23 protein-coding genes are annotated in these 24,297 nt (G+C 73.8%); 17 read left to right on the top strand and 6 right to left on the bottom strand.

The window, feature by feature from the left end:
- Window positions 1-184: 184 nt before the first annotated feature.
- Window positions 185-2,719 (top strand): penicillin acylase family protein, encoded by a 2,535-nt coding sequence (locus ACFV4F_RS26305; RefSeq protein WP_380505952.1) that lies wholly within the window; start codon window positions 185-187, stop codon window positions 2,717-2,719.
- 87 nt (window positions 2,720-2,806) lie between these two features.
- The gene (locus ACFV4F_RS26300; protein ID WP_380506020.1) at window positions 2,807-3,859 is read left to right on the top strand and encodes an alpha/beta hydrolase; all 1,053 of its coding nucleotides are present in this window, start codon (window positions 2,807-2,809) and stop codon (window positions 3,857-3,859) included.
- 32 nt (window positions 3,860-3,891) lie between these two features.
- Here the strand turns inward: ACFV4F_RS26300 and ACFV4F_RS26295 are convergent, their stop codons facing one another.
- A complete protein-coding gene (locus ACFV4F_RS26295; RefSeq protein ID WP_380505949.1) occupies window positions 3,892-4,995 on the bottom strand; it encodes a BTAD domain-containing putative transcriptional regulator in 1,104 nt (367 codons plus the stop codon).
- 184 nt (window positions 4,996-5,179) lie between these two features.
- Here ACFV4F_RS26295 and ACFV4F_RS26290 point away from each other — a divergent pair, with 184 nt between their 5' ends.
- Both ACFV4F_RS26290 and ACFV4F_RS26285 read left to right on the top strand, forming a co-directional pair.
- On the top strand, window positions 5,180-6,211 hold the full coding sequence (locus tag ACFV4F_RS26290; RefSeq protein WP_380505946.1) for an NAD-dependent epimerase/dehydratase family protein: 1,032 nt from the start codon (window positions 5,180-5,182) through the stop codon (window positions 6,209-6,211).
- Between the two features lie 82 nt (window positions 6,212-6,293).
- A complete protein-coding gene (locus ACFV4F_RS26285) occupies window positions 6,294-6,674 on the top strand; it encodes a hypothetical protein (RefSeq protein ID WP_380505943.1) in 381 nt (126 codons plus the stop codon).
- On the opposite strand, the gene ACFV4F_RS26280 is transcribed toward ACFV4F_RS26285, so the two are convergent.
- Window positions 6,650-7,222 carry a MarR family winged helix-turn-helix transcriptional regulator gene (locus ACFV4F_RS26280; RefSeq protein WP_380505940.1) on the bottom strand — a complete coding sequence of 191 codons (573 nt, stop codon included), beginning with the start codon at window positions 7,220-7,222 and terminating at the stop codon, window positions 6,650-6,652. The genes ACFV4F_RS26285 and ACFV4F_RS26280 overlap by 25 nt on opposite strands.
- A gap of 264 nt (window positions 7,223-7,486) precedes the next feature.
- Between ACFV4F_RS26280 and ACFV4F_RS26275 the strand changes: the two genes are divergently transcribed.
- The 6 genes from ACFV4F_RS26275 (at window position 7,487) to ACFV4F_RS26250 (ending at window position 12,491) form a co-directional block, all read left to right on the top strand.
- Window positions 7,487-8,686: a cytochrome P450 gene (locus tag ACFV4F_RS26275; RefSeq protein WP_380505938.1), complete on the top strand. Its 1,200-nt coding sequence runs from the start codon at window positions 7,487-7,489 to the stop codon at window positions 8,684-8,686.
- 46 nt (window positions 8,687-8,732) lie between these two features.
- Window positions 8,733-8,930, top strand: coding sequence for a ferredoxin (locus ACFV4F_RS26270; protein ID WP_380440429.1), 198 nt, complete (start codon window positions 8,733-8,735; stop codon window positions 8,928-8,930).
- The gene (locus ACFV4F_RS26265) at window positions 8,927-10,126 is read left to right on the top strand and encodes an NAD(P)/FAD-dependent oxidoreductase (RefSeq protein WP_380505935.1); all 1,200 of its coding nucleotides are present in this window, start codon (window positions 8,927-8,929) and stop codon (window positions 10,124-10,126) included. Before ACFV4F_RS26270 ends, ACFV4F_RS26265 begins: the two co-directional genes overlap by 4 nt.
- A gap of 68 nt (window positions 10,127-10,194) precedes the next feature.
- Window positions 10,195-10,572 carry a peptidoglycan-binding protein gene (locus ACFV4F_RS26260; RefSeq protein WP_380505932.1) on the top strand — a complete coding sequence of 126 codons (378 nt, stop codon included), beginning with the start codon at window positions 10,195-10,197 and terminating at the stop codon, window positions 10,570-10,572.
- 139 nt (window positions 10,573-10,711) lie between these two features.
- Window positions 10,712-11,572, top strand: a complete 861-nt coding sequence (locus ACFV4F_RS26255; protein ID WP_380505929.1) for a DUF3592 domain-containing protein — start codon at window positions 10,712-10,714, stop codon at window positions 11,570-11,572.
- 151 nt (window positions 11,573-11,723) lie between these two features.
- Entirely contained in the window at window positions 11,724-12,491 is a 768-nt protein-coding gene (locus ACFV4F_RS26250; protein WP_380506017.1) for an ATP-grasp domain-containing protein, read from the top strand.
- A 67-nt stretch (window positions 12,492-12,558) separates the two neighbouring features.
- On the opposite strand, the gene ACFV4F_RS26245 is transcribed toward ACFV4F_RS26250, so the two are convergent.
- A complete protein-coding gene (locus tag ACFV4F_RS26245; protein WP_380440437.1) occupies window positions 12,559-12,882 on the bottom strand; it encodes a hypothetical protein in 324 nt (107 codons plus the stop codon).
- Window positions 12,883-13,419: 537 nt separating this feature from the next.
- Between ACFV4F_RS26245 and ACFV4F_RS26240 the strand changes: the two genes are divergently transcribed.
- Together ACFV4F_RS26240 and ACFV4F_RS26235 are read left to right on the top strand one after the other, a co-directional pair.
- Window positions 13,420-14,400: an alpha/beta hydrolase gene (locus tag ACFV4F_RS26240; protein ID WP_380505926.1), complete on the top strand. Its 981-nt coding sequence runs from the start codon at window positions 13,420-13,422 to the stop codon at window positions 14,398-14,400.
- A gap of 23 nt (window positions 14,401-14,423) precedes the next feature.
- Entirely contained in the window at window positions 14,424-14,885 is a 462-nt protein-coding gene (locus ACFV4F_RS26235) for a hypothetical protein (protein WP_380505923.1), read from the top strand.
- Window positions 14,886-14,892: 7 nt separating this feature from the next.
- Here ACFV4F_RS26235 and ACFV4F_RS26230 read toward each other — a convergent pair whose 3' ends face one another.
- Window positions 14,893-16,098 carry an MFS transporter gene (locus ACFV4F_RS26230; RefSeq protein WP_380505920.1) on the bottom strand — a complete coding sequence of 402 codons (1,206 nt, stop codon included), beginning with the start codon at window positions 16,096-16,098 and terminating at the stop codon, window positions 14,893-14,895.
- A 125-nt stretch (window positions 16,099-16,223) separates the two neighbouring features.
- On the opposite strand from ACFV4F_RS26230, the gene ACFV4F_RS26225 reads away from it, so the two are divergent.
- Window positions 16,224-16,730 carry an ACT domain-containing protein gene (locus ACFV4F_RS26225; RefSeq protein WP_380505917.1) on the top strand — a complete coding sequence of 169 codons (507 nt, stop codon included), beginning with the start codon at window positions 16,224-16,226 and terminating at the stop codon, window positions 16,728-16,730.
- On the opposite strand, the gene ACFV4F_RS26220 is transcribed toward ACFV4F_RS26225, so the two are convergent.
- On the bottom strand, window positions 16,700-17,425 hold the full coding sequence (locus ACFV4F_RS26220) for a hypothetical protein (RefSeq protein WP_380505915.1): 726 nt from the start codon (window positions 17,423-17,425) through the stop codon (window positions 16,700-16,702). The two genes, ACFV4F_RS26225 and ACFV4F_RS26220, sit on opposite strands and share 31 nt — an antisense overlap.
- Window positions 17,426-17,749: 324 nt before the next feature.
- Between ACFV4F_RS26220 and ACFV4F_RS26215 the strand changes: the two genes are divergently transcribed.
- Entirely contained in the window at window positions 17,750-20,128 is a 2,379-nt protein-coding gene (locus ACFV4F_RS26215) for an ATP-binding protein (RefSeq protein WP_380505913.1), read from the top strand.
- Window positions 20,129-20,311: 183 nt separating this feature from the next.
- Window positions 20,312-21,022, top strand: a complete 711-nt coding sequence (locus ACFV4F_RS26210) for a hypothetical protein (RefSeq protein WP_380505910.1) — start codon at window positions 20,312-20,314, stop codon at window positions 21,020-21,022.
- A 128-nt stretch (window positions 21,023-21,150) separates the two neighbouring features.
- On the opposite strand, the gene ACFV4F_RS26205 is transcribed toward ACFV4F_RS26210, so the two are convergent.
- On the bottom strand, window positions 21,151-22,236 hold the full coding sequence (locus ACFV4F_RS26205) for a sphingomyelin phosphodiesterase (protein WP_380505907.1): 1,086 nt from the start codon (window positions 22,234-22,236) through the stop codon (window positions 21,151-21,153).
- A gap of 284 nt (window positions 22,237-22,520) precedes the next feature.
- Between ACFV4F_RS26205 and ACFV4F_RS26200 the strand changes: the two genes are divergently transcribed.
- Window positions 22,521-23,237: a response regulator gene (locus ACFV4F_RS26200; protein WP_380505904.1), complete on the top strand. Its 717-nt coding sequence runs from the start codon at window positions 22,521-22,523 to the stop codon at window positions 23,235-23,237.
- Complete coding sequence (locus ACFV4F_RS26195; protein ID WP_380505901.1) at window positions 23,230-24,264, top strand: sensor histidine kinase; 1,035 nt, start codon at window positions 23,230-23,232, stop codon at window positions 24,262-24,264. Before ACFV4F_RS26200 ends, ACFV4F_RS26195 begins: the two co-directional genes overlap by 8 nt.
- Window positions 24,265-24,297 lie beyond the last annotated feature (33 nt).

Raw genomic sequence — 24,297 nt, 5'->3', positions numbered from 1 at the left:
GAATCGCGGGGCCGCGCGCCCCGGGGGGGGCGCGGGGGGGCGCCCGCCCCCCCCCCCCGCCCGCGCGCGGGGGCGGCGCCCCGCCCCCCCCCCCCCCCGCCCCCGTCACCGGGATTTCATCGCCCCTCCCTAGCGTGACCGTGTCCAGACAGAAGCACGGGAACGCAGGGGAGAGGACGGCCCGATGGCACGGAGGAGATCGACGATGCGGCTGCCGGTGGCGCTCATGGCCGCGGCGGCCCTGCTGGGCACGATGGCGGTCGCCAAGGCACCCGCCGGCACACCCGACGCCGCGCCGGGGCCGGACAGGCCGACGATCCGGTACACCGAGTACGGGATCCCGCACATCATCGCCTCGACCCTGGGCGGCCTGGGCGAGGGCTACGGGTACGCCGCGGCCAAGGACAACATCTGCACCCTGGCCGACACCTACCTGATGGTCAACGCCCAGCGCTCCCGCTACCTGGGCCCCGACGGCAGGACGAGCCCCGGCGAGAAGCAGAACACCACCACCAACCTCAACAGCGACCTGTACTTCCAGCGCATCAACGACAACCGGGTGGTGGAGCGGCTGATCGACCAGCCCGCCCCCAACGGGCCGGAGCCGGAGGTCAAGGATGCCATCCGCGGCTACGTGAAGGGGTACAACCGCTACCTCGCCGAGACCGGGGTGAACAACATCTCCGACCCGGCCTGCCGCGGCGCGGCCTGGGTGCGCCCGATCACCGAACTCGACGTCTACCGGCACGCGCACGCCGAGATCATCATGGGCGTCGCCGACCCGCTGCTGGACGGCGAGGTCAACGCCGCACCCCCGGGAGCATCGGCGGCACCGCAGGCCGCCGCACCACGGGCGAAAGCCGAACAGCAGGACGCCGCTCCGCAGACCGCCGCTCCGCAGGACGCCGCTCCGCAGGCCTCGCCCGAGGAGACCGCGGCGAAGATCGCCGACGCGATGGCCGCCGCCCGCAGCGAGGGCAGCATGGGCAGCAACGCCCTGGCCGTCGGCGCGCAGGGCGTGTCCGCGGGCACCGGCACCGGCATGCTCCTCGCCAACCCGCACTTCCCCTGGCAGGGCAAGAACCGGATGTGGCAGAGCCAGCTCACCATCCCGGGCCGGTTCAACGTCTCCGGGGCCAGCCTGCTCGGCCTGCCCGCCGTGAACATCGGGCACACCGACGACGTCGCCTGGAGCCACACTGTCGCCACCGTCGCCCCGTTCGGCCTCTTCGACGTGCAGGTGGACCCGCTGCACCCGACCAACTACCTGGTGGACGGCGCCTGGCAGCCCATGACCTCCCAGCAGGTCGGCGTCGACGTGCTGAACGCGGACGGCACCGTCGGCCGGGTCACCCGCACGCTGTGGTCCACCCGCTACGGGCCCGTCACCACCTCCATGCAGGGAATCCCGCTGCCCTGGGTGGTGAGCGCCCACGCGGTGCGCGACGCCAACATGGACAACCTGCGGGCCCTGAACACGTGGCTCCACCTCGACCAGGCCAAGGACGTCAACGACGTCGTCAGCGCCCTGGAGACCACCGAGGGCGTCCCCTTCTTCAACACCGTCGCCGCCGACCGCAAGGGCAACGCCCTCTACGCCGACATCCAGGCCGCCCCGAACATCACCGACGCCCACGCGCAGTCCTGCCTCACCCTGACCGGCCAACTGCTCTTCAACCAGCCCCTGAAGCTGCCCAACATCCCGCCGATCTCCATCTTCGACGGCAAGCGCAGCGAGTGCGACTGGCCCGACGACCCGAACGCGGTCGCACCCGGCCTGCTGGACCCGCACAAACAGCCGCGCCTGATCCGCTCCGACTTCGCCGGCAACGCCAACGACAGCGCCTGGCTCGCCAACCCCGAGCAGCCGCTGGCCTTCCCGCGCGTCATGGGCGACACCGCCGCACCCCGCTCGCTGCGCACCCAGGAGCTGATCCTGACCGCGCAGAACCGGATCAACGGCACCGACGGCCTGCCGGGCCGGGGCTTCACCCCGGAGAACATGCGCCAACTGCTGTTCGCCGACAACAGCAGGGCCGCCGACCTCGCCCTCAACGCCACGGTGACGGCGTGCCAGAACACCCTGTTCGGGCTCGTCCTGGTGGACGGCAACCTCGTCAACATCAGCGAGGCCTGCCCGATCCTGGCCGCCTGGGACCACAAGTACACGGCGGACAGCCGGGGTTCGTGGCTGTTCGAGAACTTCTGGGCCTACCTGACGAACGGGCAGACGCCCGACAAGCTGCCCTGGCGGGTGCCCTTCGACCCCAAGGACCCGGTGCACACGCCCAATTCGCTGGACCCGGGCAATGACGCCGTCCGCAACTCGCTCGCCCGCGCGGTCCTCGCGCTGCGCAACTCCGGCATCGCGCTGAACGCGCGGCTGGGGGACGTCCAGAAGATCACCCGCAACGGCGAGCAGATCCCAATCCACGGCTCGATCCACGAACTGGGCGTGCTGAACGTGGTCACCCCCGGCATGGTCGACGGCAAGCTGGACATCACCTTCGGCTCCAGCTTCATCCAGCAGACGCTGTTCACCGCCGACGGCCCGCCGCAGTCCGCCTCGGTGCTGACCTACTCCCAGTCCGCCAACCCCAACTCGCCGCACTACGCCGACCAGACCCGGCTGTTCTCGGCGGGCCAGTGGGTGACGGAACGGTACACCGAGGACCAGATCGCGGCCTCACCGGTCCTGGAGGTCAAGGTCCTTGACTGAGACCGCGCACCACACCGCACCGCACCACACACGAGGGGGAACAACACCGTGACGAAGAAACCCACCCGCTGGCGAACGGTGGTGGCCCTGCTGGCCGCCGTCCTCGGATTCGTCGGGACGGCCGCCACGGCCGTCCCGGCCCAGGCGGCCCAGCCGGCCCCCGCGGGGCCGCCCCGGATGGCGGACGGCTTCGGCCTGACCCAGGTCGACACGACCGTCGGCGGACCCACCAACTTCTACCTCACCGTCACCACGCCCGAGGTCACCGGCAAGCACCACATCAAGATCATCCTGCCGAGCGGCTACTACGACGACCCCGCCAGGCGCTACCCCGTGCTGTACTTCCTGCACGGCTCGCCCGACGACCCGATCCAGCAGAACTACCCCGCGCTGACCACCTCCAACGCGATGATCACCGTCATCCCGGACGGCGGCCCCCGCGGCTGGTACGCCAACTGGCTCAACCAGAACACCGTGCTCGGCGCCCAGAACTGGGAGAACTTCCACCTCAACCAGGTGATCCCGTTCATCGACGCGAACCTGCGCACCGTCGCCACCAAGAAGGCCAGGGCGATCGCCGGCGTCTCCATGGGCGGGTTCGGCGCCTTCCACTACGCCCAGGACCGTCCCGACCTGTTCAGCCAGACCGCCTCCCTGTCGGGCGACATCGACCTGTCCGCCGACTCCATGGACCTGCGGCTGGCCGCCGTCGCCACGCTCGTCGACGCGCAGGGCGTCGTCTGCGCCTCGGCGTCCGGGTTCTGCGACCCGAACAACGACCCCTACAAGCCCGGTGTGGACAGTGACGCCCTGTTCGGCTCGCCCTACCCGGTGTTCAACGTGGACTGGCGCTGGAACGCGGTCGACCCGTCGCAGCACATGGACAAGCTCGCCGGTGTCGGCGTCTCCGTCTACGTCGGCAACGGCCGCGGGGTGCCCACCGACCTGGAGTTCTGGCTGGAGGGCGCGTCCAAGCACGTCAAGGACCGCATGGACGCCCTGGGCATGCCGTACTACTACGTCGACTACGGCGACGGCTCCGCCTGGGGTACCCAGTGCAACGGCGGCCACAACGGCTACTGCTGGGAGCAGGACCTGCGCGACCTGATCCCGCGCCTGGAGCGGTCCTTCGCCTCCTGACGGCTGTGCGGAACGGCTGAAAGGCCTCGGTCTCACCGCACGACGGTGGTGAGACCGAGGCCGGCCTCGTCCCCGTGCAGGATCATCTGGTGGGTGCGCCGCAGCATCCGGCTCGGCGCGACGCCCAGGTCGTCGGCCAGGTGCCGGCAGGCGCGGGCGAACACGGCCAGCGCGTCGGCTTGCCGGCCGCCGCGGTACAGCGCGCGCATCAGCATCGCGGCCACCGGCTCGTTCAGCGGGTGCTCCGCGGACAGCGCGAACAGCTCGGCCACCGCCTCGGCGGGCCGGCCCAGCCGCAGCTGCCACTCCGACTTGCGCTGCGCGACGGCGATCCGGCGCTCGGTGAGCCGCACCCGTTCCAGCTCGGCGAGCGGACCGGGCAGCCCGGCCAGGAGCTCGCCGCGGAAGAGGTCCAGCGCCCGCGCGCACAGGCGCACCGCCTCGGCCGTGTCGCCGGTCCGGTGGGCGCCCCTCGCCTCGGCGACCAGGTCCTCCATGCGCGCCAGGTCCACGTCGGCCGCGCCGGGGACGAGCCGGTAGCCGCAGCGGTCGTGCTCGATCACCTGCTCCGGGCCGTCCCCCAGGCGCAGCGCCTTGCGCAGCCGGTAGACGTAGACCGGGACGACGTTGGTGACGGGCGGCTCCTGGCCCCAGACACCGTCCAGGAGCTCCTGGCGGCTGACCGTCCGTCCGCCGCGCAGCGCCAGCGCCGCGAGCACGGCCTGCTGGCGCAGGTGCCCCAGGTTCAGCGGGCGCCCGTCCTGCCAGGCCCGCAGCGGCCCGAGCACGGAGATCCGCACCCGCGGCCCGCCCGCCCGCGCGGCGCCGCCACTGCGCAGCACCGGGCCCGCCTCCCGCGTGCGGGGGCCGCGGCCGGGGGAAACGAGCCCGCAGTCGAAGGCGTGGACGATGGCGGCGGCCCGGTCCCGCAGCCCGAGCTTGGCCAGGATCCGCGCGAGGTGCCCGGCCACGACGTCCTCGGGGACGGCCAGCGCCGCGGCGATCTCGTCGTCCCGCAGCCCGCAGCCGACCGCGTGCAGCACCTCGCGCTCCCGCCGGTCGAGTTGCTGCCCCCTGAGCTCCGTGTGGCCGAGCACGGCGGCGCACGGCCGGCCGACGGTGACGGTCATCGACATCGCTGCTCCCTGGACTCCGGGCCGGCCGCTCGGGCGGACGGCGTCGACAAGCTAGTGGGGCAGTGACCGCCACGTAATCCGGAACGATCCGGGGTAACCGGGTGCGACTACTGCCGGCGGGCCGTCCTCTGCCCAGCGCGAAAAACGGTGTGCGCGGGGCCGGGCCCGGGGCAGCCTTGGCGGTATGAAGATCCTGGTGCTCGGCGGTTCGTCGTTCCTGGGGCGGGCGTTCGCCTCCGAAGCCCTCGCCCGTGGTCACGAGGTGACCACGTTCAACCGCGGCCGTTCCGCCGCCGACCTGCCCGGTGTGGAGGCGGTGCGCGGCGACCGCGACTCGGACGCGGACGTCGCGCGCCTGGCGGAGCGGCGGCGCTGGGATGCCGTCGTCGACACCTCGGCCCAGCAGCCCGCCCAGGCGGCGGCCTCCGCCCGGCTGCTGCGCGAGCGCGCCGGGCACTACACGCTGATCTCCTCCGTCCATGCGTTCGAGGACTGGCCGGCCGGTGTGGTCGACGAGTCCTCGCCGCTGCACCCGTGCCCCGCCGACACCTCGCCAGGGCAGGAGTTCAGCGCCGCGCTCAAGGCCGGCTGCGAGCGGGCGGTGCAGGAGCACTTCGGCGCCGGGCGCTCCCTGGTCCTCAACAGCGGGCTGCTGATCGGCCCGTACGAGCGGGGTGGGCGCCTGCCGTGGTGGCTGGAACGGATGGCCCGCGGCGGCCGGGTGCTGGCGCCCGGCGAGCCCGGCCGGCCCGTCCAGCTGATCGACGTCCGGGACTTCGCGGTGTTCGGCCTGGACCTGCTGACGGCGGGCACGGCCGGCCGCTTCCTCACCACCGCGCCGCCCGGCCTGCTCACCTACGGGCAGTTCCTGGACACCTGCGCGCAGGTGGCGGGGGAGGGGCGCGCCGAGCTCGTCTGGGTCCCGGACGCGCCGCTGGTCGCCGAGGGCCCGGACGCCGTCCAGCCGTGGAGCGAACTGCCGCTGTGGATGCCCGACGTCCCCGAGGCGGCCGGCACCTGGCAGGTCGACACCGCCCGCGCCCGGGCGGCCGGCCTGCGCTGCCGCCCCTTCGCCGAGACCGCCCGCGACACCTGGCAGTGGCTGCGCGGGCGCGGCCCGGCCGACGACACCGAACCCGACGGCCGCAAGCGCGGCCGATTCCCGCTGGGCATCGAACCGGCGAAGGAACAGCGCCTCCTGGCCGCCCTGTCCTGATCCTGCGGGCCCGTGGTTGCGGCTCGGTGACCATCCGTCGGACGCACTGCCGCACGGGCGTGCCGACCGGCATCCTGGCGGCATGCGGTGGATCCAGCGCGCGGCACGGGTCACGGACGGCGACCTCTTCCAGGCGTGGCTGTACGGCGGTCTCACGCTGATGGTCGACCTGGGGCTCCTGTGCTGCGTCCCGGACGGCCACGACCACGACCAACGCGTCGTGGCGGCCTCCCTCGCGTTCCTGGCCTCGGCCGGCGCCCTGGCCGGATTCGGCCTCGGGGTCCTGCTCGGACGCCGCCGGCCGGACGTGATGCCCGGCCCCCGACGACCCGTGCTCCGCCTGGTGCGGTGCGCGCTGACGGGGGCCCTCTACGCCCACCTCGTCCTGCTGGCCGCCCCGGCCGTCGACGTGGCCCGGCACCCGGACCACGTCATCCTCTACCTGATGGTCCTCGGCGCCTGAACCCGGCCCGCCCCGGCGCCCTCCTGCGCCTGCCCGGGGAGGGCGGGCGGGCCGTCCTCGGTGAGCATGGTGGCGCGCGCCCGCTGGACGTACCGGTCGATCAGGTGGCGCAGCACGCTGACGGTGGCGGCGACGTCCGGGTCGGGGACGCCGTCCAGTGCGCCGGCCAGTCCGGTGATGTTGGCCTGTTTCAGCCGGTCGAGCACGGCGTGTCCCTCGGCGGTGAGTTCGACCTGGCGGGCCCGGCGGTCCGTCGCGTCCTGGGTGCGGGCCACCAGCCGCTGGCCCTGGAGGCGGTCGATCTGCCGGGTGACGTGGGAGGACTTGACCATGAGGCGGTGGGCGAGGTCGGTGACCCGGCTGGCGCCCTCGGCTTCGGCGAGCGCGCGCAGCAGGTAGATGTCCGAGCGGGCGGCGGTGATGCCGGCCCGGGCCATCTGGCGTTCGTGCTGCTGTGAACGCGTCAGGAGGTAGGCCAGACTGGCCAGTACGGCCTCCAGGTCCGAGGTGGTGGTCCGTTCGTCTACGGGGTCTTCGGCGTCCGACATGCAGGAACCTTAGCGATCCGGTGCGGGCCGCGGCGGTGGTGTGGCGGTCGTGCGGTGCCGGTGCGGGCCTCTGACCGGATTTCGGACAGATTCGTTCGCCACCCGGCGGGGCCTTTCGCCGCCACGGACCGCGAGTTAGCGTGACGATGAGTTAGTTGCTTAAGGCATGCAATGAACCCGGGGGCCGCTGCACCACCCCGCTGCACCACCCCACCACGCCCCCACCAGCCGCCGGCACACCAAGCTCCGGGAAGGGAGCCCCCCATGGCCACGGCCGCACCCACCCCCCGCTTCACCCACCCCGCCGCCCGCGGCGCCTGCCCCTTCGCCCCGCCCCCCGCCTACCAGCAGGCCCAGCAGGAGGAGCCGGTCAGCCGCGTCTCCCTGTGGGACGGCACCCCCAGCTGGTTCCTCACCCGCTACGACGACATCAAGGCCGTCCTCGCCGACCCCCGCTTCAGCTCCGACGCCACCCGCCCCGGCTTCCCCTTCATCAGCGCCGGCGCCCGGCAGCTGGGCGCCGGCCAGGTCACCTTCATCCGGATGGACGACCCCGAACACGCCCACCAGCGCCGGATGCTCACCGGCGAATTCATGATCAAGAAGGTCGAGGCGCTGCGCCCCGAGATCCAGCGCATCGCCGACCGCCTCCTCGACGACATGACCGCCGGCCGCACCGAGGCCGACCTCGTCAGCGACTTCGCCCTGCCCCTGCCCTCCCTTGTCATCTGCCTGCTCCTCGGCGTCCCCTACGAGGACCACGCCTTCTTCCAGGAGTGCAGCCGCGTCCTGCTGCGCCGCGACTCCCCGCCCGAGGACGTCGACGCCGCCCAGAAGCGCCTGGCCGACTACCTCGTCGCCCTCACCGAGACCAAGCGCACCGCACCCGACGACGGCATCCTCAGCCGCCTGGCCGAGCGCGGCGAGCTCACCACCGAGGAGATCGGCGCGATGGGCCGCCTCCTCCTGATCGCCGGGCACGAGACCACCGCGAACATGACCGCCCTGTCCGTCCTCGCCCTGCTGCGCAACCCCGCACAGCTCGACCACCTGCGCGCCCACCCCGAGTCCGTCCCCGGCGCGGTCGAGGAACTGCTGCGCTACCTGACCATCGTCCACTCCGGCCTGACCCGCGTCGCCACCGAGGACGTCGAGGTCGGCGGCGTGACGATCCGGGCCGGCGAAGGCGTCATCTGCATGGTCAGCACCGCCAACCGGGACGCCGCGCAGTTCCCCGGCGGCGACGAGCTCGACCTCACCCGCGACGCCCGCCGCCACCTCGCCTTCGGCTTCGGCATCCACCAGTGCCTCGGCCAGCCCCTCGCCCGCCTGGAACTCCAGATCGCCCTCGACACCGTCCTGCGCCGCCTGCCCGGACTGCGCCTGGCCGTCCCCTTCGAGGACGTCCCCTTCCGCGGAGAGATGCTCGTCTACGGCCTCCACGCACTGCCCGTCGCCTGGTAAAACCCCCAGCCCCCATACCAGTTCACCCACCCCGAAGGGAAAACCCGTGCTCGTCACCATCGACCAGGACAAGTGCTGCGGCGCCGGAAGCTGCGTCCTCGCCGCCCCCGACGTCTTCGACCAGCGCGACGAGGACGGCATCGTCGTCCTGCTCGACGCCCGCCCGCCCGCGGACCTCCACCAGGCCGTCAAGGACGCCGCCGACGTCTGCCCCGCCGCCGCGATCCGCCTGGAACTCGCGTGACCGCACTGCGGCGGATCGCCGTCGTCGGAGCCGGCGCCGCCGGACTGCACACCGCCGAAGCGCTGCGCCGGGCCGGCTACGACGGCCGCCTCACCCTCGTCGGCGCCGAGGACGCGCCGCCCTACGACCGGCCGCCGCTGTCCAAGCACCTGCTCTCCGGCCAGTGGCAGCCCGAACGCCTCACCCTGCGCGAGCCCCACGCCCTGGCCGAGCTCCGGCTCGACCTGCGCCTGGGCGTGGCCGCCGCCGCCCTGGACCGCCGGGCCCGCACCGTCCGCCTCGCCGACGGCCACGAGGTGCCCTGCGACGCCGTCGTCATCGCCACCGGGGTCCGCCCGCGCCGCCTGCCCGGCGCCGAGACCCCGCTGGCCGGCGCCCACGTGCTGCGCACCCTTGCCGACGCCCTCGCCCTGCGCGAGGACCTGCGCACCGGCGGCCGGCTGCTGGTGGTCGGCGGCGGACTGCTCGGCGCCGAGGCGGCGGCCACCGCCGTCGCCCTCGGGGCCGAGGTCACCTGGCTGGTCTCCACCCCGACCCCGCTGGCCGGCGTCCTCGGCACCGAGACCGCCGCCCTGCTGGCCGGACTGCACCGCGAACACGGCGTGCGGATCCACGTCGGCACCGCCACCCGGGTCCTTGAGCGCGGCGGGCGCGCCACCGGCGTCCGCCTCGCCGACGGCACCGACCTCGCGGCCGACACCGTCCTGATGGCCGTCGGCTCCGAACCCGCCACCGGCTGGCTGGCCGGCAGCGGCCTCGCCCTGGCCGACGGTGTGCTCTGCGACGCCTACTGCGCCGCGGGCGACGGCGTGTGGGCCGCCGGCGACGCCGCCGCCTGGCCCGACCCGCACACCGGCCGCCACCGGCGCCTGGAGCAGCGCACCAACGCCACCGAACAGGCCCTGCACGCCGCCCGCAACCTCCTGGCCGGCCCGGACGGCACCCGCCAGGCCTACACCCCGGTCCCGTACCTGTGGACCGACCAGTACAGCCTGCGGATCCAGGCCTTCGGCCGCCCCGGCGCCGCCGACCGCTTCGAACTCGTCGACGGCACCGTGGCCGAGCACCGCTTCGCCGCCGCCTGCGTCCGCGACGGACGGGTCGTGGGCGCGGTCGGCATCGCCGCCGCCAAGGCCCTGCGCGGCCTGCGCGCCCAGGTCGCCGCCCACGGCCCCTGGCCCCCCGACCAGGCCTGACCCGGCGGTAGGGGGCGCGTATAGTCCGGGGTCTGATGATCATTCGTATTCCAATTCTTGGGGTTTCCTTGAGCAACACCTCCATCAGGCGGCGCGGCGCGTTCCTGTTCGCGACCACCGCCCTCGTCGCCGCCGGCGTCATGGGCGGCACCGCCCAGGCCGTGCCCAACTCCGGCTCGCTGTGGGTCGGTTACGGCAAGAGCAACACGTACGCCAGCGTCAAGTGCGTCCAGCAGATCTCCAACTCCCTGCACTACCAGACCGGTTACCACACGATCGACGTGGACGGCTCGTTCGGCCCCGACACCGACGGGGCGGTCAGGGCCATCCAGAAGTGGGCGAGCCTGGACCAGGACGGCGTCGTCGGCCCGCGGACCGGCGACGCCATGATCACGGCCACCAAGGACGCCTACGGCTGCTACTCCTCGCTGCCGACCCTGAAGTGACACCGGGCCTTCGTCCCGCCCCTCCCGGGCGGGACGGAGGCCTGTCGTCCGCCGCTCCGGACCGGCACAATCGCCGGTACGACGATGCCCGGCACGCTGGTAGAGGGGGGCAGTCCCCGGGGCGGCAGGAGGAGGGCGCATGGGGTTGTACGGGTATCTGGCGCTGTGGTGCGCGGTGTTGGGCGCGGTGGCGCTGACCGGCTACGGGCGGTCGCTGGCCGGGGTGAGCCGGGCCCGGCGGACGGTCCGGGCCGGGGGCCGGATCGAGGTGGTGCGGCAGGCCCGGCACGGAGGCCCCGGGCGCGGCGGCATCCCGGTGGTCGTCTCGTACCGCGACCCGGACACCGCCCGGGAGGTCACCGTGACGAACGACGGCGAGCGCGGCGAGGCGATCACCGCCGCGTGGACGGGCCGCGAGATCGGGGTCCACTACCCGCGCGGCAGGCCGCACGCCTACCGGTTCACCAATCGCCCCCAGGAGGGCGGCCGCGGACTGGGCCTGCCGAACACCGCGGTGTTCCTGATCTACGCCGGGGCGGTCGTCGTCACGGCGGTCGACCGGGGCTGGCCCTGGGCGCTGGCCGGCTTCTGCGGGCCGTGGGCCGCCGTCGGCGCCTGGCACCTGCCCGGGAACGTGCGCGACGTGCGCCGCCGCCGCGAGACGCTGGCCTCGATGGCCGCCGCCGGGGGCCGGATCGTCGCGGTGCTCAAGGACGTCGGCACCGACTCGGAGGGCGGCACCCTCACGACCGTCACGCCGGTCGTGGCGTTCACCACCCGCGAGGGCACGGCCGTCACCGCCCACTGCACCTCGGGGCTGCCGGACCCGGCCGGCGCGTACGGACGGGAGGTCACCGTCCACTACACACCGGACGACCCGGCCGTCTTCACCCTGAACCGCGCGGCCGAACAGCGCTCCTTGCGCACGGACATCGCGGTCAACGTGGTGGGCCTCCTCGCCGTCGCGGCGGCGGCCGTCGTGGGGGCGCTCCTGCTGTGACGCGATCGTCCCACCGTCCGCCCCCGGAGCGGCGCCGGTCATCTCGCCCGAAACCCGGCTGCGGCCTGGGGCGTGACGGGGCTAGCCTGACGGCTTTGCGAAGCGGAGGAGGAGCGCGGTGCTGGTCATGCCGGGGCGGCGGACGTCGACGATGGAGCTGCTGGCCGTCGAGGCGGCCGGCCGGGGGATGCGGGTCCTGGCGGCGGAGGAGGCGGGCCCGGACGCGGGACCGGTGGCGGGACCGGTGCACTGGTACGGCGGGCCGCTCGCGGGTGCGCGGCTGGCGGAGCGGCTCGGGTTCGCGCTGCTCGAACCGGCCGACGACTGGCTCGCCGAGCTGCCGGAGGAGTTCACCCGCCGGGACGTCAGGGCGGCGACCCTCGCGGACGCGTGGGCGCTGGACCGGCCGACGTTCGTCAAGCCGCCGCGGGACAAGTCCTTCCCGGCGGACGTCTACGCCGACGGCTCCCGCCTGCCCGCCGGCCTGGACCCCGCGACACCGGTGCTGCTCTCCGAGGTGGTGACGTTCGCGGCCGAGTACCGGCTGTTCCTGCTGGACGGGCGGATTGCCACGGCGAGCCGGTACGCGGTGTTCGGCCGCCTCGACCCGCGACCGCTCGGCCCGGACCCCGCCGCCGCGGAGCTGGCCGAGTTCGTCGCCCGACTGGTCGCCGTGGCCGGGCCCACCCTGCCGAGCGCCGTCGTCCTGGACGTCGGACAACTGCTCGACCCCTACCGCCCGGGCCACCGCTGGGCCGTGGTGGAGGCCAACATGGCGTGGTTCTCGCACGCGTACGCCGCCGACCCGGCACGTGTGCTGGACGTGGTGCTGCGCGCGGCGGGACCGCGCGAGCACGTACGGCCGCAGGACCTGCGCTTCGTGCGGCACCCGGAGTACCCGGATTGCCCAGGGCAGTGAGAAGGGCCGGGAGACGTCGCCCCGGCCCCTCCCTCAGTGGCGGATTCCGGCGAACCCGCCGGTCGGCTCAGACACACTCCCACCCGTACGTCGACTCGGACACACATACGCTGGTGTTCAGGTGGCCGTTGATGCCGAACGCGTGCGAGCCGGGGTAGTAGAGGTCGGACGTGCCGTTCATGTAGACCCGGTAGTCGGTCCAGGGCCCGCGGAGCGTGAAGAAGACCGTGGAGACGTCCTCCGCACGGTTGTAGGACACGCCGTCGACGCAGATCTGCTCGCCGTAGCCGTTCATCGGGCTGCAGCGGGAGGACGCCTGGGCCGGGGCCGCGACCGCAACCGTTGCCGCGAGCATCGCTCCGGCCAGCAGGGCAGCTCGAACTGTGCGCATGTGGTTCCCCCTTGTGCGATGGATGGCGCCGGGAAAATTACGCTGTCGGCCGTCGAGCGCGACGGGAACGCCCGCATCGACATCCAGCATTGAAACAGCGGGGGCAACGGTGGGCAAGCCTTCCGTCAAAATGCGTCCGACCAGCTGCAATTGACGGACAGACGTGCCGCAAGAGACACTTTTCCGGACTGAATGACAGGTAAGTGACATAGCATCATAATGACCTTGACCTGGGGGGATGCTGCGCTGGATCGCTCTTGTGCCGGTCCCGGAAAACCTATTCAGGTCGATAGTCGCGCATACGGGGAAAATTCCCCAGACCTGCCTTTCCGTGGAATGTTGAATTCCTGAGGGACAAGGTCGCCGCCGACCGCGTAACCGAAGGGCGGAACCGCGCGGTCCGATCCCTCGTCACCTACGGTGGCCGGTCGCCCGTACCGGCCTGACCGGGGGAAACGTGCACATGTCGCTGCGGTGGACCGCCGCGCGCCGACCGTGGCCGCACCCGAACGACCGCACGGCGAAAGGCCAGCAGACATGACCACGCACACCGACAGCGCCACCGGGCAGCCCGAGCGGCCCGAGCAGCCCCCGGCGCAGCCCGCCGGCCCCGCAGTGTCCCGGCGGCGCCTGCTGCGGATCGGGGCCGGCGTCGCGGGCGGCGGGGCCCTGCTGGGGGCCGGTGCCGCGGGCGGGATGCTCGCCGGGTGGCTGCCCGGCGGGGTGGCGCTGAAGAAGGCGCTGGGCATGACCGGCACGGATGGCTCCGTGCCCGACGCGGCGCCGGGGGCGGTGCACGTTGAGCAGGTCCGCTCGGCGGCGCGCGGCCGGAACGTCACGATGGTGACCATGCTCCCGCCCGGCGCCACGGCGAGCACCGACCTGCCGGTGTGCGTGCTGCTGCACGGGCGCGGGAACGACGCCCAGGGCATGGTGACCCTGGGTGTGCCGCAGTTCCTCGCCGTGGCGGTCAAGGCCGGCGTGCCGCCGTTCGCCGTCGTCGCGGTGGACGGCGGGGACGCCACGTACTGGCACCAGCACACCCCCGGCGACGGCGACGACCCGCAGATGATGCTCCGCGAGGAACTCCCGGGCTGGCTGCACGCCCGCCAACTGCCCACGCCGCGCGCCGCGATGGGCATCTCGATGGGCGGCTCCGGCGCCCTGCAGTACGCGATCGGCCGCACGCACGCCGGCCGCAACCTCGACGCCGTCGCGCTGCTCAGCCCGGCCGTCTTCCGCACCTGGGCGGACGCCCGCACCACCGGCGGCTACGCCGACGAGACGGACTGGCAGGCCCACGAGCCGGCGCTGCGCCTCGACGGGATGCAGACCGGCGCCCTCGGCGTGTGGTGCGGCCAGGAGGACCCGTTCTGCCCCGCCGCCCGCGAGGTCGCCCGTCAGGCCCGCGCCCGCGAGGCGCACTTCCCCGACGGCCTGCACACGGACGGCTTCTGGCGCCGGGTGCTGCCCGACGCGATGTCCCTGCTCGGGCACACCCTCGCGACCGGGTCCTGACCCGTCGCCACTACCCTGCCGGGGTGACCGAGAAGACGATCAACCGTTACCGCCAGGCCGTGGAGCCGCTGCTGGGGCCGGGCGAGGCCTTGCTGGACGTGGCGAAGGTGGTCCCGGTGGCCGGGGTCGGGGCGCTGGGGGCCGACCCGGTGCCGTTCGGGTCGGCGCTCGCGCGCATCGGCGCGGTGGCCGGGGGAGGGGGCAGCACGGCGGCGGCCTTCCCCACCGGGACGGCCCTGGGGAAGGCCGGGCTGCTGACGGTCACCGACCGCCGGGTCGCCTTCGTCGAGGCGGGCCCGGACCTCCGCAAGCCCGGCCGCCTGCTCTGGACCGCGCCCCGGGCCCGGGTGGCACGGGCCGAGCGCCGGCCGAGGACGCAGGCGATGGCGCGCTTCCGGCTCCACTTCGCGGACGGTTCGTCGGTGGCGATGATGACCATGCGCCGGCGCACGATCGAGTCGCTGGCCGTCCACCTGGGCCGGTGACGGGCGCTCAGGCCCCGGCGTCCGCCCGGCGCAGCAGGTAGGCGCCGGAGGCGGCGGCCAGCAGGGCCATGCAGGCGGCGAAGACCAGGCCGGCGTGGGCCAGGCCGAGCGGCCCGGTGAGCAGGCCGACGCCGATGACGGGGACCGAGATGCCGAAGTAGGCGACGACGAACAGCGCCGAGAGCGCGCCGCCGCGGTGCTCGGCGGGGCTCGCGGCGGCGACCTCGCCCACCGCGCCGCGCAGCCCCATGCCCTGGCCGGCGCCGCCCACCAGCGCGGCGAGCACCAGCAGGGCCAGGACGGCCCAAGCGAGCGAGCCCGCCAGCAGCGCCAGCCCGGCGATCAGCACCAGGCAGCCCAGCGGGATGGCCCGCGCGGTGCCCAGACGGGGGACGAGGAGCTGGCCGAGCGTGGAGGCGAGGAAGGCCGCGAAGACGACGAGCCCGACGACGGCCCGGTTGTGGACGTCCAACGCCTCGGCGAGGAAGGCGGGGCTGACCGACGTGAACACCCCCAGCAGGGAGAACCCGGCGAACGCGGCGAGCCCGGCCGGGACGAACACCCGCCGGACCTCCGGCGTCAGCTCGGCCCGCTGGGGCCGGGCGGTGCGCAGCGGCCGGGTGCCGGCGACGGTCTCCGGCAGCGTCAGCACGAGGGCGAACGAGGCGGCGAGCAGCACCAGGTGCACCACGAACGGCAGCACCAGGGGCCGGGGCGCGTACTGCGACAGCAGCCCCGACAGCAGGGGGCCGCAGCCGAGCCCGCCCATGTTGGCGGCGGTCGCGGCGAAGCCCGCGCGTCCCCGGTGCCGCGCCGGGGCGAGCTCCAGCACGTACGCGGTGGCCGTGCCGGTGAACAGGCCCGCCGACAGCCCCGACAGCAGCCGCCCGAGACAGAGCAGCGCCACGCTGTCCGCGGCCAGGAACACGACGGCGCTGCAGGCCGCGAAGCCCAGCCCGCACAGCAGGACGGGCCGGCGCCCCACGGTGTCCGAGACGTTGCCGACCAGCAGCAGGACACCGATGACACCGAAGGCGTAGACGGCGAACACGACCGTCACCGTCAGCTCCGAGAAGCCGATCCGCTCCCGGTACAGCCCGTACAGGGGCGTGGGCAGGGTGGTCCCGGCCATGGCCACGGCGAACGCGAAAGCGGCCGGCAGGTAGCCCGCCCGGGCGGCAGCAGGCCGGACGGCCCGATGATCGGTCACCACGCCACGATAGGCACGCCACCCGGCCCGGCCCCCGACGGGCGGCTCCGCGCTGCGCCGACCGGCCGTACGCCGCGCCGCGACCGCCTGCGGTTGATCATGGCTGCGGCTGGGCCTACGCTGGCCGGGTGAATGCAGCCGTACCGCAGCAACTCGCCGTCCTTCCGGGTGAGTTCATCGTCGAGCAGCACGGCCCCGGCGCCCCGGTGCCCGGCGGCGACTGGCTCGCCCTGGTCCGCGCCCCCGAGGGCCTGACCGTCGTCCGGCCCGCCGACGCCGACGCCGACGCCGGGGGCGAGGGCGATGCCGACGCCGATGCCGACGCCGGGGGTGCGGGCGAGGGCGAGGGCGAGGGCGCGGAGCGCTGGGCCGCGTTCTACGGCGGGCAGACGGCCCACGGGCTCGACGTGCCCGGGATGCTGGCAGCGTTGCTGACCCCGCTGGCGGCGGCCGGGATCCCGGTCTTCACCGCCTCCACCTTCCACGCCGACCTCGTCCTGGTCCCCGTCGCCCGCCTCGCCGCCGCGACGGCGGCCCTGCGCGCGGCCGGGCACGTCGTCGGACAGCCGGCCGACGGGCACCGGGGCACCCCTGAACGCGAGGCTCACAGGAAGAAGCTGTCCCCGGGAACATAGGGATTCTCGACGTCTGTCCTGGTGTCCGGGGAAAACCCACTGGCATCGAGGTACACATTGCTGTTGGAACTCACGTTCCCGTTCAGGATGTTGCCGTCGTCGTCGAACGCGCTGAGCGAGACATCGGACGCGCCGAAGATGGAGGCGATGCCACTGGGGGAAAGGATGATGTCCAGGAGCGACCTGTCGAAGACGTTCGCGCTCTTCCCCGGCTCGATCGTGATGGCGTGCTTCCTGGCCTTGCCGAGGAGCTCGCCCGCGGCCGCGACCGCCTCGGCGCTCCTGGAGCCCGTGGCCACGGTGCCCATGAGCAGTTCGCCGGACACCCCTATGAACGCCCGCAGGTCCTTGACCGTCCGGATGGTCTCCGGCAGCCGGCCGGCCGTCACGGCGCCCTTGATCTCCCCGATCCCGTTGGCCATGAGGGCGAGGTCCGCCACGAAGTCCGCCGCGAGCCAGTCCGCGTTCGGGCCGGCGATGACGTACATGGTCCTTCCGCTGACGTTCGTCACCTGCACCGTCGCGGACAGGGCGCTCGACTCCGAGGCCGCCTGAACCCGCACCCCTGCCGTGGCCGAGGTCCTCGCGGTGGCAGCGGGGGCCAGGGAGAGGGTCGCCCCGGACAGCACGGCGGCCAGCGCGGCCGCCGCCGTGGCGCGGCGGACGTTTCGAATGCGGCTGCTCCTGTCGTTCATTTCTCGTCCTTTCGAGATCGCTCGTCAGAGGTTGGCGCAAGGGGTTCTGAATGACCTTCACCGCGGCCGGCGGGGCCCGGCCGGCCAGGGTTCTCCTTTTCGTCGTCCTTCCTGGCCGTGAGTCATCTTCCTGCTGCCGTGTCCGGCATCACCAGCCGCGTGGAAGCCGATGCTCCGCAAAATCCTGCCGCCCGTCTTCGCGTCATCGGCCGCGCAGGATCCGCCTCCCGTCCGCGAGTTGCGTGATCACCGCGTCTCCACGGGGCGTGCGCCGTACGCTTGTCCGGACAGCGACAGGGGACGTCACCGGGGGGTGCAGCGCTGGTGGAAACACGCGGGGCAGGGGCAGGGGCGCCGGATCCGGGCCGGGCGGAGGACCTCGCCGAACTCATCGGCCTGCTCGGCGAGTTGCGGGCCTGGGCCGGACAGCCGTCCTACCGGGTGCTGGCCGGCCGGGTGGGGCCGCTGCTGCGGCCCGCGCGGACGGTGTCGGCGACCACGGTCGTCGACGCCTTCAAAGCCGGGCGCCGCCGCCTCGACCTCGACCTGCTCGTGGGCATCGTCCGCGCCCTGGGCGTCGACGACGCCGGCACGGAACGCTGGCGGGCGGCCTGCATCAGGGTGCACGCCGGGGCCAAGACCGGCGGCACCGCCGGGGTCTTCCGCCAACTGCCCGCCGACCTCGCCACGTTCACCGGGCGCGGACGCGAACTCGCCGCCCTGCTCGCGGCGGCCGGCCCCGGCGGCAACGCCGCGACGACCGTCGTGATCTCGGCGATCGAGGGCATGGCCGGGGTCGGCAAGACCCAACTGGCCGTCCACGCCGCCCACGAACTGGTCCGCGCCGGCCGCTACCGGGACATGCAGCTCTACGTCAACCTGCGCGGATTCGACCCCGAACTGCCCCCGGCCGATCCGGCGGCCGTCCTGGACGCCTTCCTGCGCCACCTGGAGGTGCCCGCCCAGCGCATCCCCGACGGCCTCGACGCCCGCGCGGCCATGTTCCGCGACCGCCTCGACGGCCGGGCCGCGCTGATCGTCCTGGACAACGCCGCCGACGAGGACCAGGTCCGCCCGCTCATCCCGGCCTGCCCGTCCAGCCTGGTCGTCGTCACCAGCCGCCGCAGCCTGCTCGGCCTCGACGGCGCCACCGCGACCCGGCTCGACGTGTTCGACCCCGCCGAGGCCCTCGCCCTGTTCGCCCGCATCGCCGGACCCGAACGCACCGCGGCCGAACCCGAAGCGGCCGCCGCGATCGTCGCCGCCTGCGGTCACCTGCCCCTCGCGGTCTCGCTCACCGCCGCCCGCCTGCGCTCGCGCCCCACCTGGACCCTCGCCTACCTGCTGAGCAAACTGCACACCCACGGCGTCGACTCCGTCGCCACCTCACGACAATCACTGCGCGGCGTCTTCGACCTCTCCTACGAGGGCCTGCCCCTGGCCGCGCAGCGCCTGTTCCGCCTCCTGCCGCTCAACCCCGGCCAGGACTTCACCCCCGGAGCCGCGGCGGCCCTGGCCGGCCTCGACGAACCCGGAACCGAACTGCTGCTGGAACGGCTCCAGGACGAACACCTGCTCCAGCAGAAGACCCCCGGACGCTACGCCCTGCACGACCTCCTCCACGCCTACGCCGCCGGATGCGCCCGCCCGGACCGGGACGAGGAACGCACCGCCACCGGCCGCGTCCTCGCGTGGTACCTGGCCGGCGCCGACGCCGCCGCCGACCGGATCGTGCCCTCCCGCTACGCCCTGGCGCCGGACCCCGCCCTCGCCGCCGCCTCGCCCCCGGCCTTCGAGGGCAGCGCCGACGCCATGGCCTGGTGCGACGCCGAGCACGCCAACCTGCTGGCCGCCGCCGAGAAGGCCGCCGCACTCGCCGAAAAGGCCGCCGCACCGGCGGTCGCCGGGGTGCCGGGCGGCGGCGACCTCGCCTGGCGCCTGGCGACCGCGCTGTCGACCTACCTGCACCTGCGCTGCCAGTGGCGGGAGCACGAGCACATCCACGAACTGGCGCTGGAGGCCGCCCTCGCCACCGGCCACCTGGCCGGCGAGGCCTGGGTGCGCAACAACCTGGGCATCTGCCTGGCCGCCCTCGGCCGGCCCGACCACGCCGCCGCCCACCTCACCCGCGCCCTCCAGGTGCGGCGCGTCCTCGGCGACGTGAGCGGCGAGGCGGCTACCCTGAGCAACCTCGCCCGCGCCGCCGCCGAGGCGGGCGACCTGGAGGCCGGCCTCGGCCACGCCCTCCAGGGCCTCGACGCCGCCACCCGCGCCGGCGACCGCAAACGGGAGGCCGCGGTCCTCAACAGCATCGCGATCTGCCTGTGGGAGCTCGGCCGGCCCGAGGAGTCGCTCGCCTACCTGCTGCGGAAACTGGCCATGCACCGCGAGGACGAGGACCCCAACGGCCTTGGCCTGGCCCTGCACAACATCGCCGAGGTGCACGAGGCCCTCCACCAGTACGACCGGGCCGCCGGCGTGCTCCAGGAGGCCCTCGACACCGCCCTCGCCGCGGGCGACGTCCACGCCGAGGCCGGAGCCCTCTTCGGCCTCGCCCGCTGCCTGCACGCCACCGGCCGCTCCCGCACCGCCCGCGCACACCTCCAGCGGGCACTCGCCGTCTTCGAGGACCTCGACGCCCCCGAAACCGCCCGCGCCCGCGACCTGCTCGCCACCCTCGACGCCTCCGGACCGCACACCTGAGCCGGGCGGGCGCCCAGCAGGATCTTGCGGGGCGTTGGCATGTCTGCTTCTGGCGGCAGGGGAACGGATTCCGAAGGATGTGCCGTGTCGCCCCAGCGGATCGCATCGATTCCGATCGGGAATCAGATCCGTTCTTCCCGGGGGGATTCCGCACATCGAGAAACATCGAGAAAGGAGACGGCAATGCGAATCGAACCCGCCCGGAACCTTCAGCGCATCATCGCAGTGGCAGCCCTGGCCGGAGTGGTCGCGGGGGCAGGAGCCTCTGCTGCCGCCGCCGCGCCCGCACGTTCCTCGGCCGTCACGGCGCAGGCGGTCGCCAGCGGCAGCACCATGCACGTGGCGAACGACTCCGACCAGGACGTGTACGTGCTCGCCACGGCGAACAAGGCCTGGGTCGCCGCCGACCTGGCGGCGGACCTGGCCCTGATGGCCGTCGGCATCGGGGAGATCAAGGCGGTCTCCACCGCGGCCACCCTGCCGGCGAAGATCTCCACCGTGGCCGACCTCGTCACGTTCGCGAAGGTCGCGGGCACACTGATGAGCGCCACCGGCAGCACCGGCTCCAGGAGCGCCCAGGCGGTGATCGCCGCGAAGGAACTCCTCGGCAAGGTCGAGAAGTACGCGACCAGGATCGCCCCGCAGGAGTTCAAGAGCGTCTACGAGCGCGGGGCCCTGTCGACGTACACCAGCGCCAGCGGCATCGCCTCGGTCCTCGGGGCCTCCGACGCCTCCCTCCTGGTGATGCGGAAGGACGGCAAGTTCGTCGACTTCAACTCGAACTCCGACTACTCGTGGATCGCCACCGAGGGCGGGGTCGGCCGGTCGAAGTACGGGACCATCTGGCAGCGGGGCGGCGACGCCGCGTCCTGGCACCCGTGGACCACGCGCTGACCGACCCTCGGCCACCCTGCCGCAGGATCCGGCGGCACGTGACGCGGCCGTTCTCCGCGCTTCGGGACGTCGGGAAACGAAGCCCGGGGGAACGGCCGCCGTCCGTCGGCGATCGGGGCGGTGGGCGTTCAGCGGCCGACGGTCACGCGGGAGACGATCGGCTGGTGGTCGGAGGGGATCTCGGCCAGGGGGTCACCGCCCTTGCGGAGCCCGTCGTAGCCGACGATCCGCTCCTCGGAGAAGGAGGGCTGGGCGCCCGTCCCCTTGATGTAGCCGATGTAGTCCAGCCGGTTGCGGTACTTGGCGTAGCCGTTGTCCTTGTCGTCGCGCAGCCCGGCGCGCGGGTTGTCGACCATGTCGTAGGTGTAGCCGGTGGTGCCCGGCGTCGCGAGGACCCCGCCGAGCGCCTCGTTCGCCTTCGCGACCTCACCGCTGACGCCCGCCCCGGGCGCGTGACCGTTCTTCGGGTCCGTGGTGTAGTACTCGACGTTGAAGTCGCCCGCGACCACGACGGGTGCGCCCCCGGCCTTCCCCGAGGCCCAGGCCCGCAGCTCCTTGAGCTGTTCGAGACGGACCTTGCGCGTGTTCCCGACCGGGCTGCTCCCCTCCTCGTCGGCCTGGAGGTGGGTCCCCGCGACCCACACCGACTGCCCGTTCACCGACAGGCGCGCCAGCGCCGCGCCCTTGTTGGACTTGTAGTCGGAGGTCTTGGAGTCGGAGTTCCGGTACACGAGCTGGTGGGACTCCAGGATCGGGTACTTGCTGAGGAGCGTCACGCCTCCGTTGACGACGAACGGCGAGTTGCTGCAATTCCCCTCGTAACTCGTCCACCGGCCGGAGCCGCTGCAGTATTCGCCGACCAGGCTCGTCTGGTACGGGTAGACCTCCTTCAGCTCCATGGCGCGCATCGCCTGGGCGTACTTGTTGAACGCCTCGTCCAGCACGACGACGTCGGTGTTCTCCCGCTTGATGACCGCGGCGGCGGCCTCGCGCCGCTCCGCGCGGCGGTCGCTGCCCGGGGTGCCGGCGAGCTCGGTGATGGAGGGCAGCTGCTCCACGTTGAACGCCATGACGCTCAGGGACGGGGCTGCGCTCTCCGCGGCCGCCGCCGTGCCCACGGCCAGCGGGGACAGCAGCGCCGCCGTCCCGGTGACCACGAGCGCCGCGCGGGGGAGACGGGGGAGGCGGGGGAGACGGGGAAGGTCGAGGGCCACGTGCTTCTCCAATTCGGTTCGGATCCGGTGTACTTGGTGGTCCCGCCGGTGACATCGGGGCGGGAGCCGGACACTGCGAGAATCCCAGCGCCCCGCCCGCGAGCACATCCGGGAAATGCCGCAGTGTTCTTGCGGATTTCCCGCAGTGTGCAGGTTCCGCCCCGCCATGAGTTCGTGTCGCAACCTTCCGGCAACCGTTCGCGGGAATGGTTGACAGTGGTTGCCGCGTATCGGAGGGTGGAAGGCGTTCCGTCCCCGCACAAAGGAGCCGGTATTCCCATGCGATGTCCACGAAAAGCCGGTTGATGACCGTCCCCGCGACCGTCCCCGCGACCGCCCCCGTGAACACTCCCGTGACCGTCGTCCTGGTCGACGACCACCTGACCGTGCGAGCCGGCACCCGGGCGCTCCTGGAACCCGAGGGATTCGTCGTGGTCGGGGAGGCCGCGGCCGGACCCGAGGCGATCGACCTCGTGCGGACGCGCCGGCCCGACCTCCTCGTCCTGGACATGGTGCTGGCGTCCGGCCCGGTGCAGTCGGCCATTCCCGAACTGCGCGCGGCCGCCCCGAGGACGGGGATCCTCGTGCACAGCATGTACGAGGACGCGGCGCTCGTGCGCGGGGCCCTGGCCGCGGGGGCGTCGGGCTACCTGTCGAAGAGCACGTCCGTCCCCGAACTGCTCCTGGCCGCACGCACGGTGGCCGCCGGCGGCAGCTACGTCCAGCCCCCGCTCGGGGCGGACACGGCACATGTCCCGGTGTCCCCGCGGGCGTTGAGCCCGCGCGAGGGGCAGGTGCTGGCGCTGCTGGCCGACGGCCACACCAACCGCGAGGTCGCCGCACACCTGACGCTGAGCGTGCGCACCGTGGAGAGCCTGCGGGCCGCGCTGCGCAACCGGCTCGGCCTGGTCACCCGGGCCGACCTCGTCGCCCACGCCCGGCGCAGCGGCCTGCTCGACGGGCCGCCGGGGTCCCACGGGTCCCCTGGGGCCCGTGGGTAGCGGCCCCCGCGGGCGCCCGGCGATCCACCGGCCGCACGTCCTCGGCCCCGTGCGCAACCTGTGCCTGGCGCTGGCACTCCTCGGTGCGGTCGCCTACGCGGCGGACGCCCTCACGCAGGAACCGCTGCCCGTGCGGCCCGTCGCCGCCCTCGCCGTCGCCTCGGCCACCGGCGCCCTGGCGGTCATGGTCCGCGCGATGCCGAGGGTCCGCGTGCTGCTGAGCATGGTGGCCTGCGGGTTCGCCGCCCTGGCCGCCGGCCGGCTGTTCCACGCCGAGGCGGCGTACCCGGCGCTGGTCCTCCTGCCGGCGGCGGCGGTGTACGCGGTACGGGCCTGGCCCGAGGCGAGGACGCTGCTCGGCCAGGGCCGGGCCCGGGCCCTGATCGGCCGCCAGGAGCACTACGCGGGGCTCATCGCCGGGGAGCTCCACGACGAGGTGCTCCAGCTCCTGGCCCTCACCCGCCGCCAGCTCGACGCGGCCCTCGCCGAGGAGGACCCGCAGGCGCTGCGGCGCTCCGCCCGGACGGCCGTGGGCCGGCTCGACGAACTGGCCGCCGTGCTCCGCAGCATCGTCGCCACCCTCCACCCGGTGGCCCTGCGCGGACTGGGCCTGGCCGAGACGGTCCGCTCGCTGGCCGCGCGGGTGGCGGCCGAGAACGGCCTGATCGTGGACGTCGACGTCCAGGGCGAGCGGCTCGGGGCGGCGCCGTCGGCGGACGAGGAGGCGTGCCTGGCCGCCTACCGCGTCGTGCAGGAGGCCCTCGGCAACGTGGTCAAGCACGCGGACGCGGAACGGGTGCGGGTGTCCCTGGCGTACCGTCACCATCACGTCGTGCTGTCCGTCACCGACGACGGGCGCGGCCTCGCGCACACCTCCCCGACACCCGGACCGGGGTACGGGGTGGAGGGGATGCGCTGGCGGTGCGAGGCGTACGGCGGGACGTTCTCCCTCACCTCCGACGGCGCCGGGTGCGGTACCACCGTGCGGGCCGCCATCCCGCTCCCGGGGGAACGCCGCGGCGCGTGAGCGCCCGCCGTCCCCCTGTCCTGCCGTCCCCCC

Source organism: Kitasatospora sp. NPDC059722, assembly GCF_042733235.1.
Classification (GTDB): Bacteria; Actinomycetota; Actinomycetes; order Streptomycetales; family Streptomycetaceae; genus Kitasatospora.
Note: the sequence above shows the minus strand (reverse complement) of the source record. Positions and strands in the feature narration are given on the sequence as shown.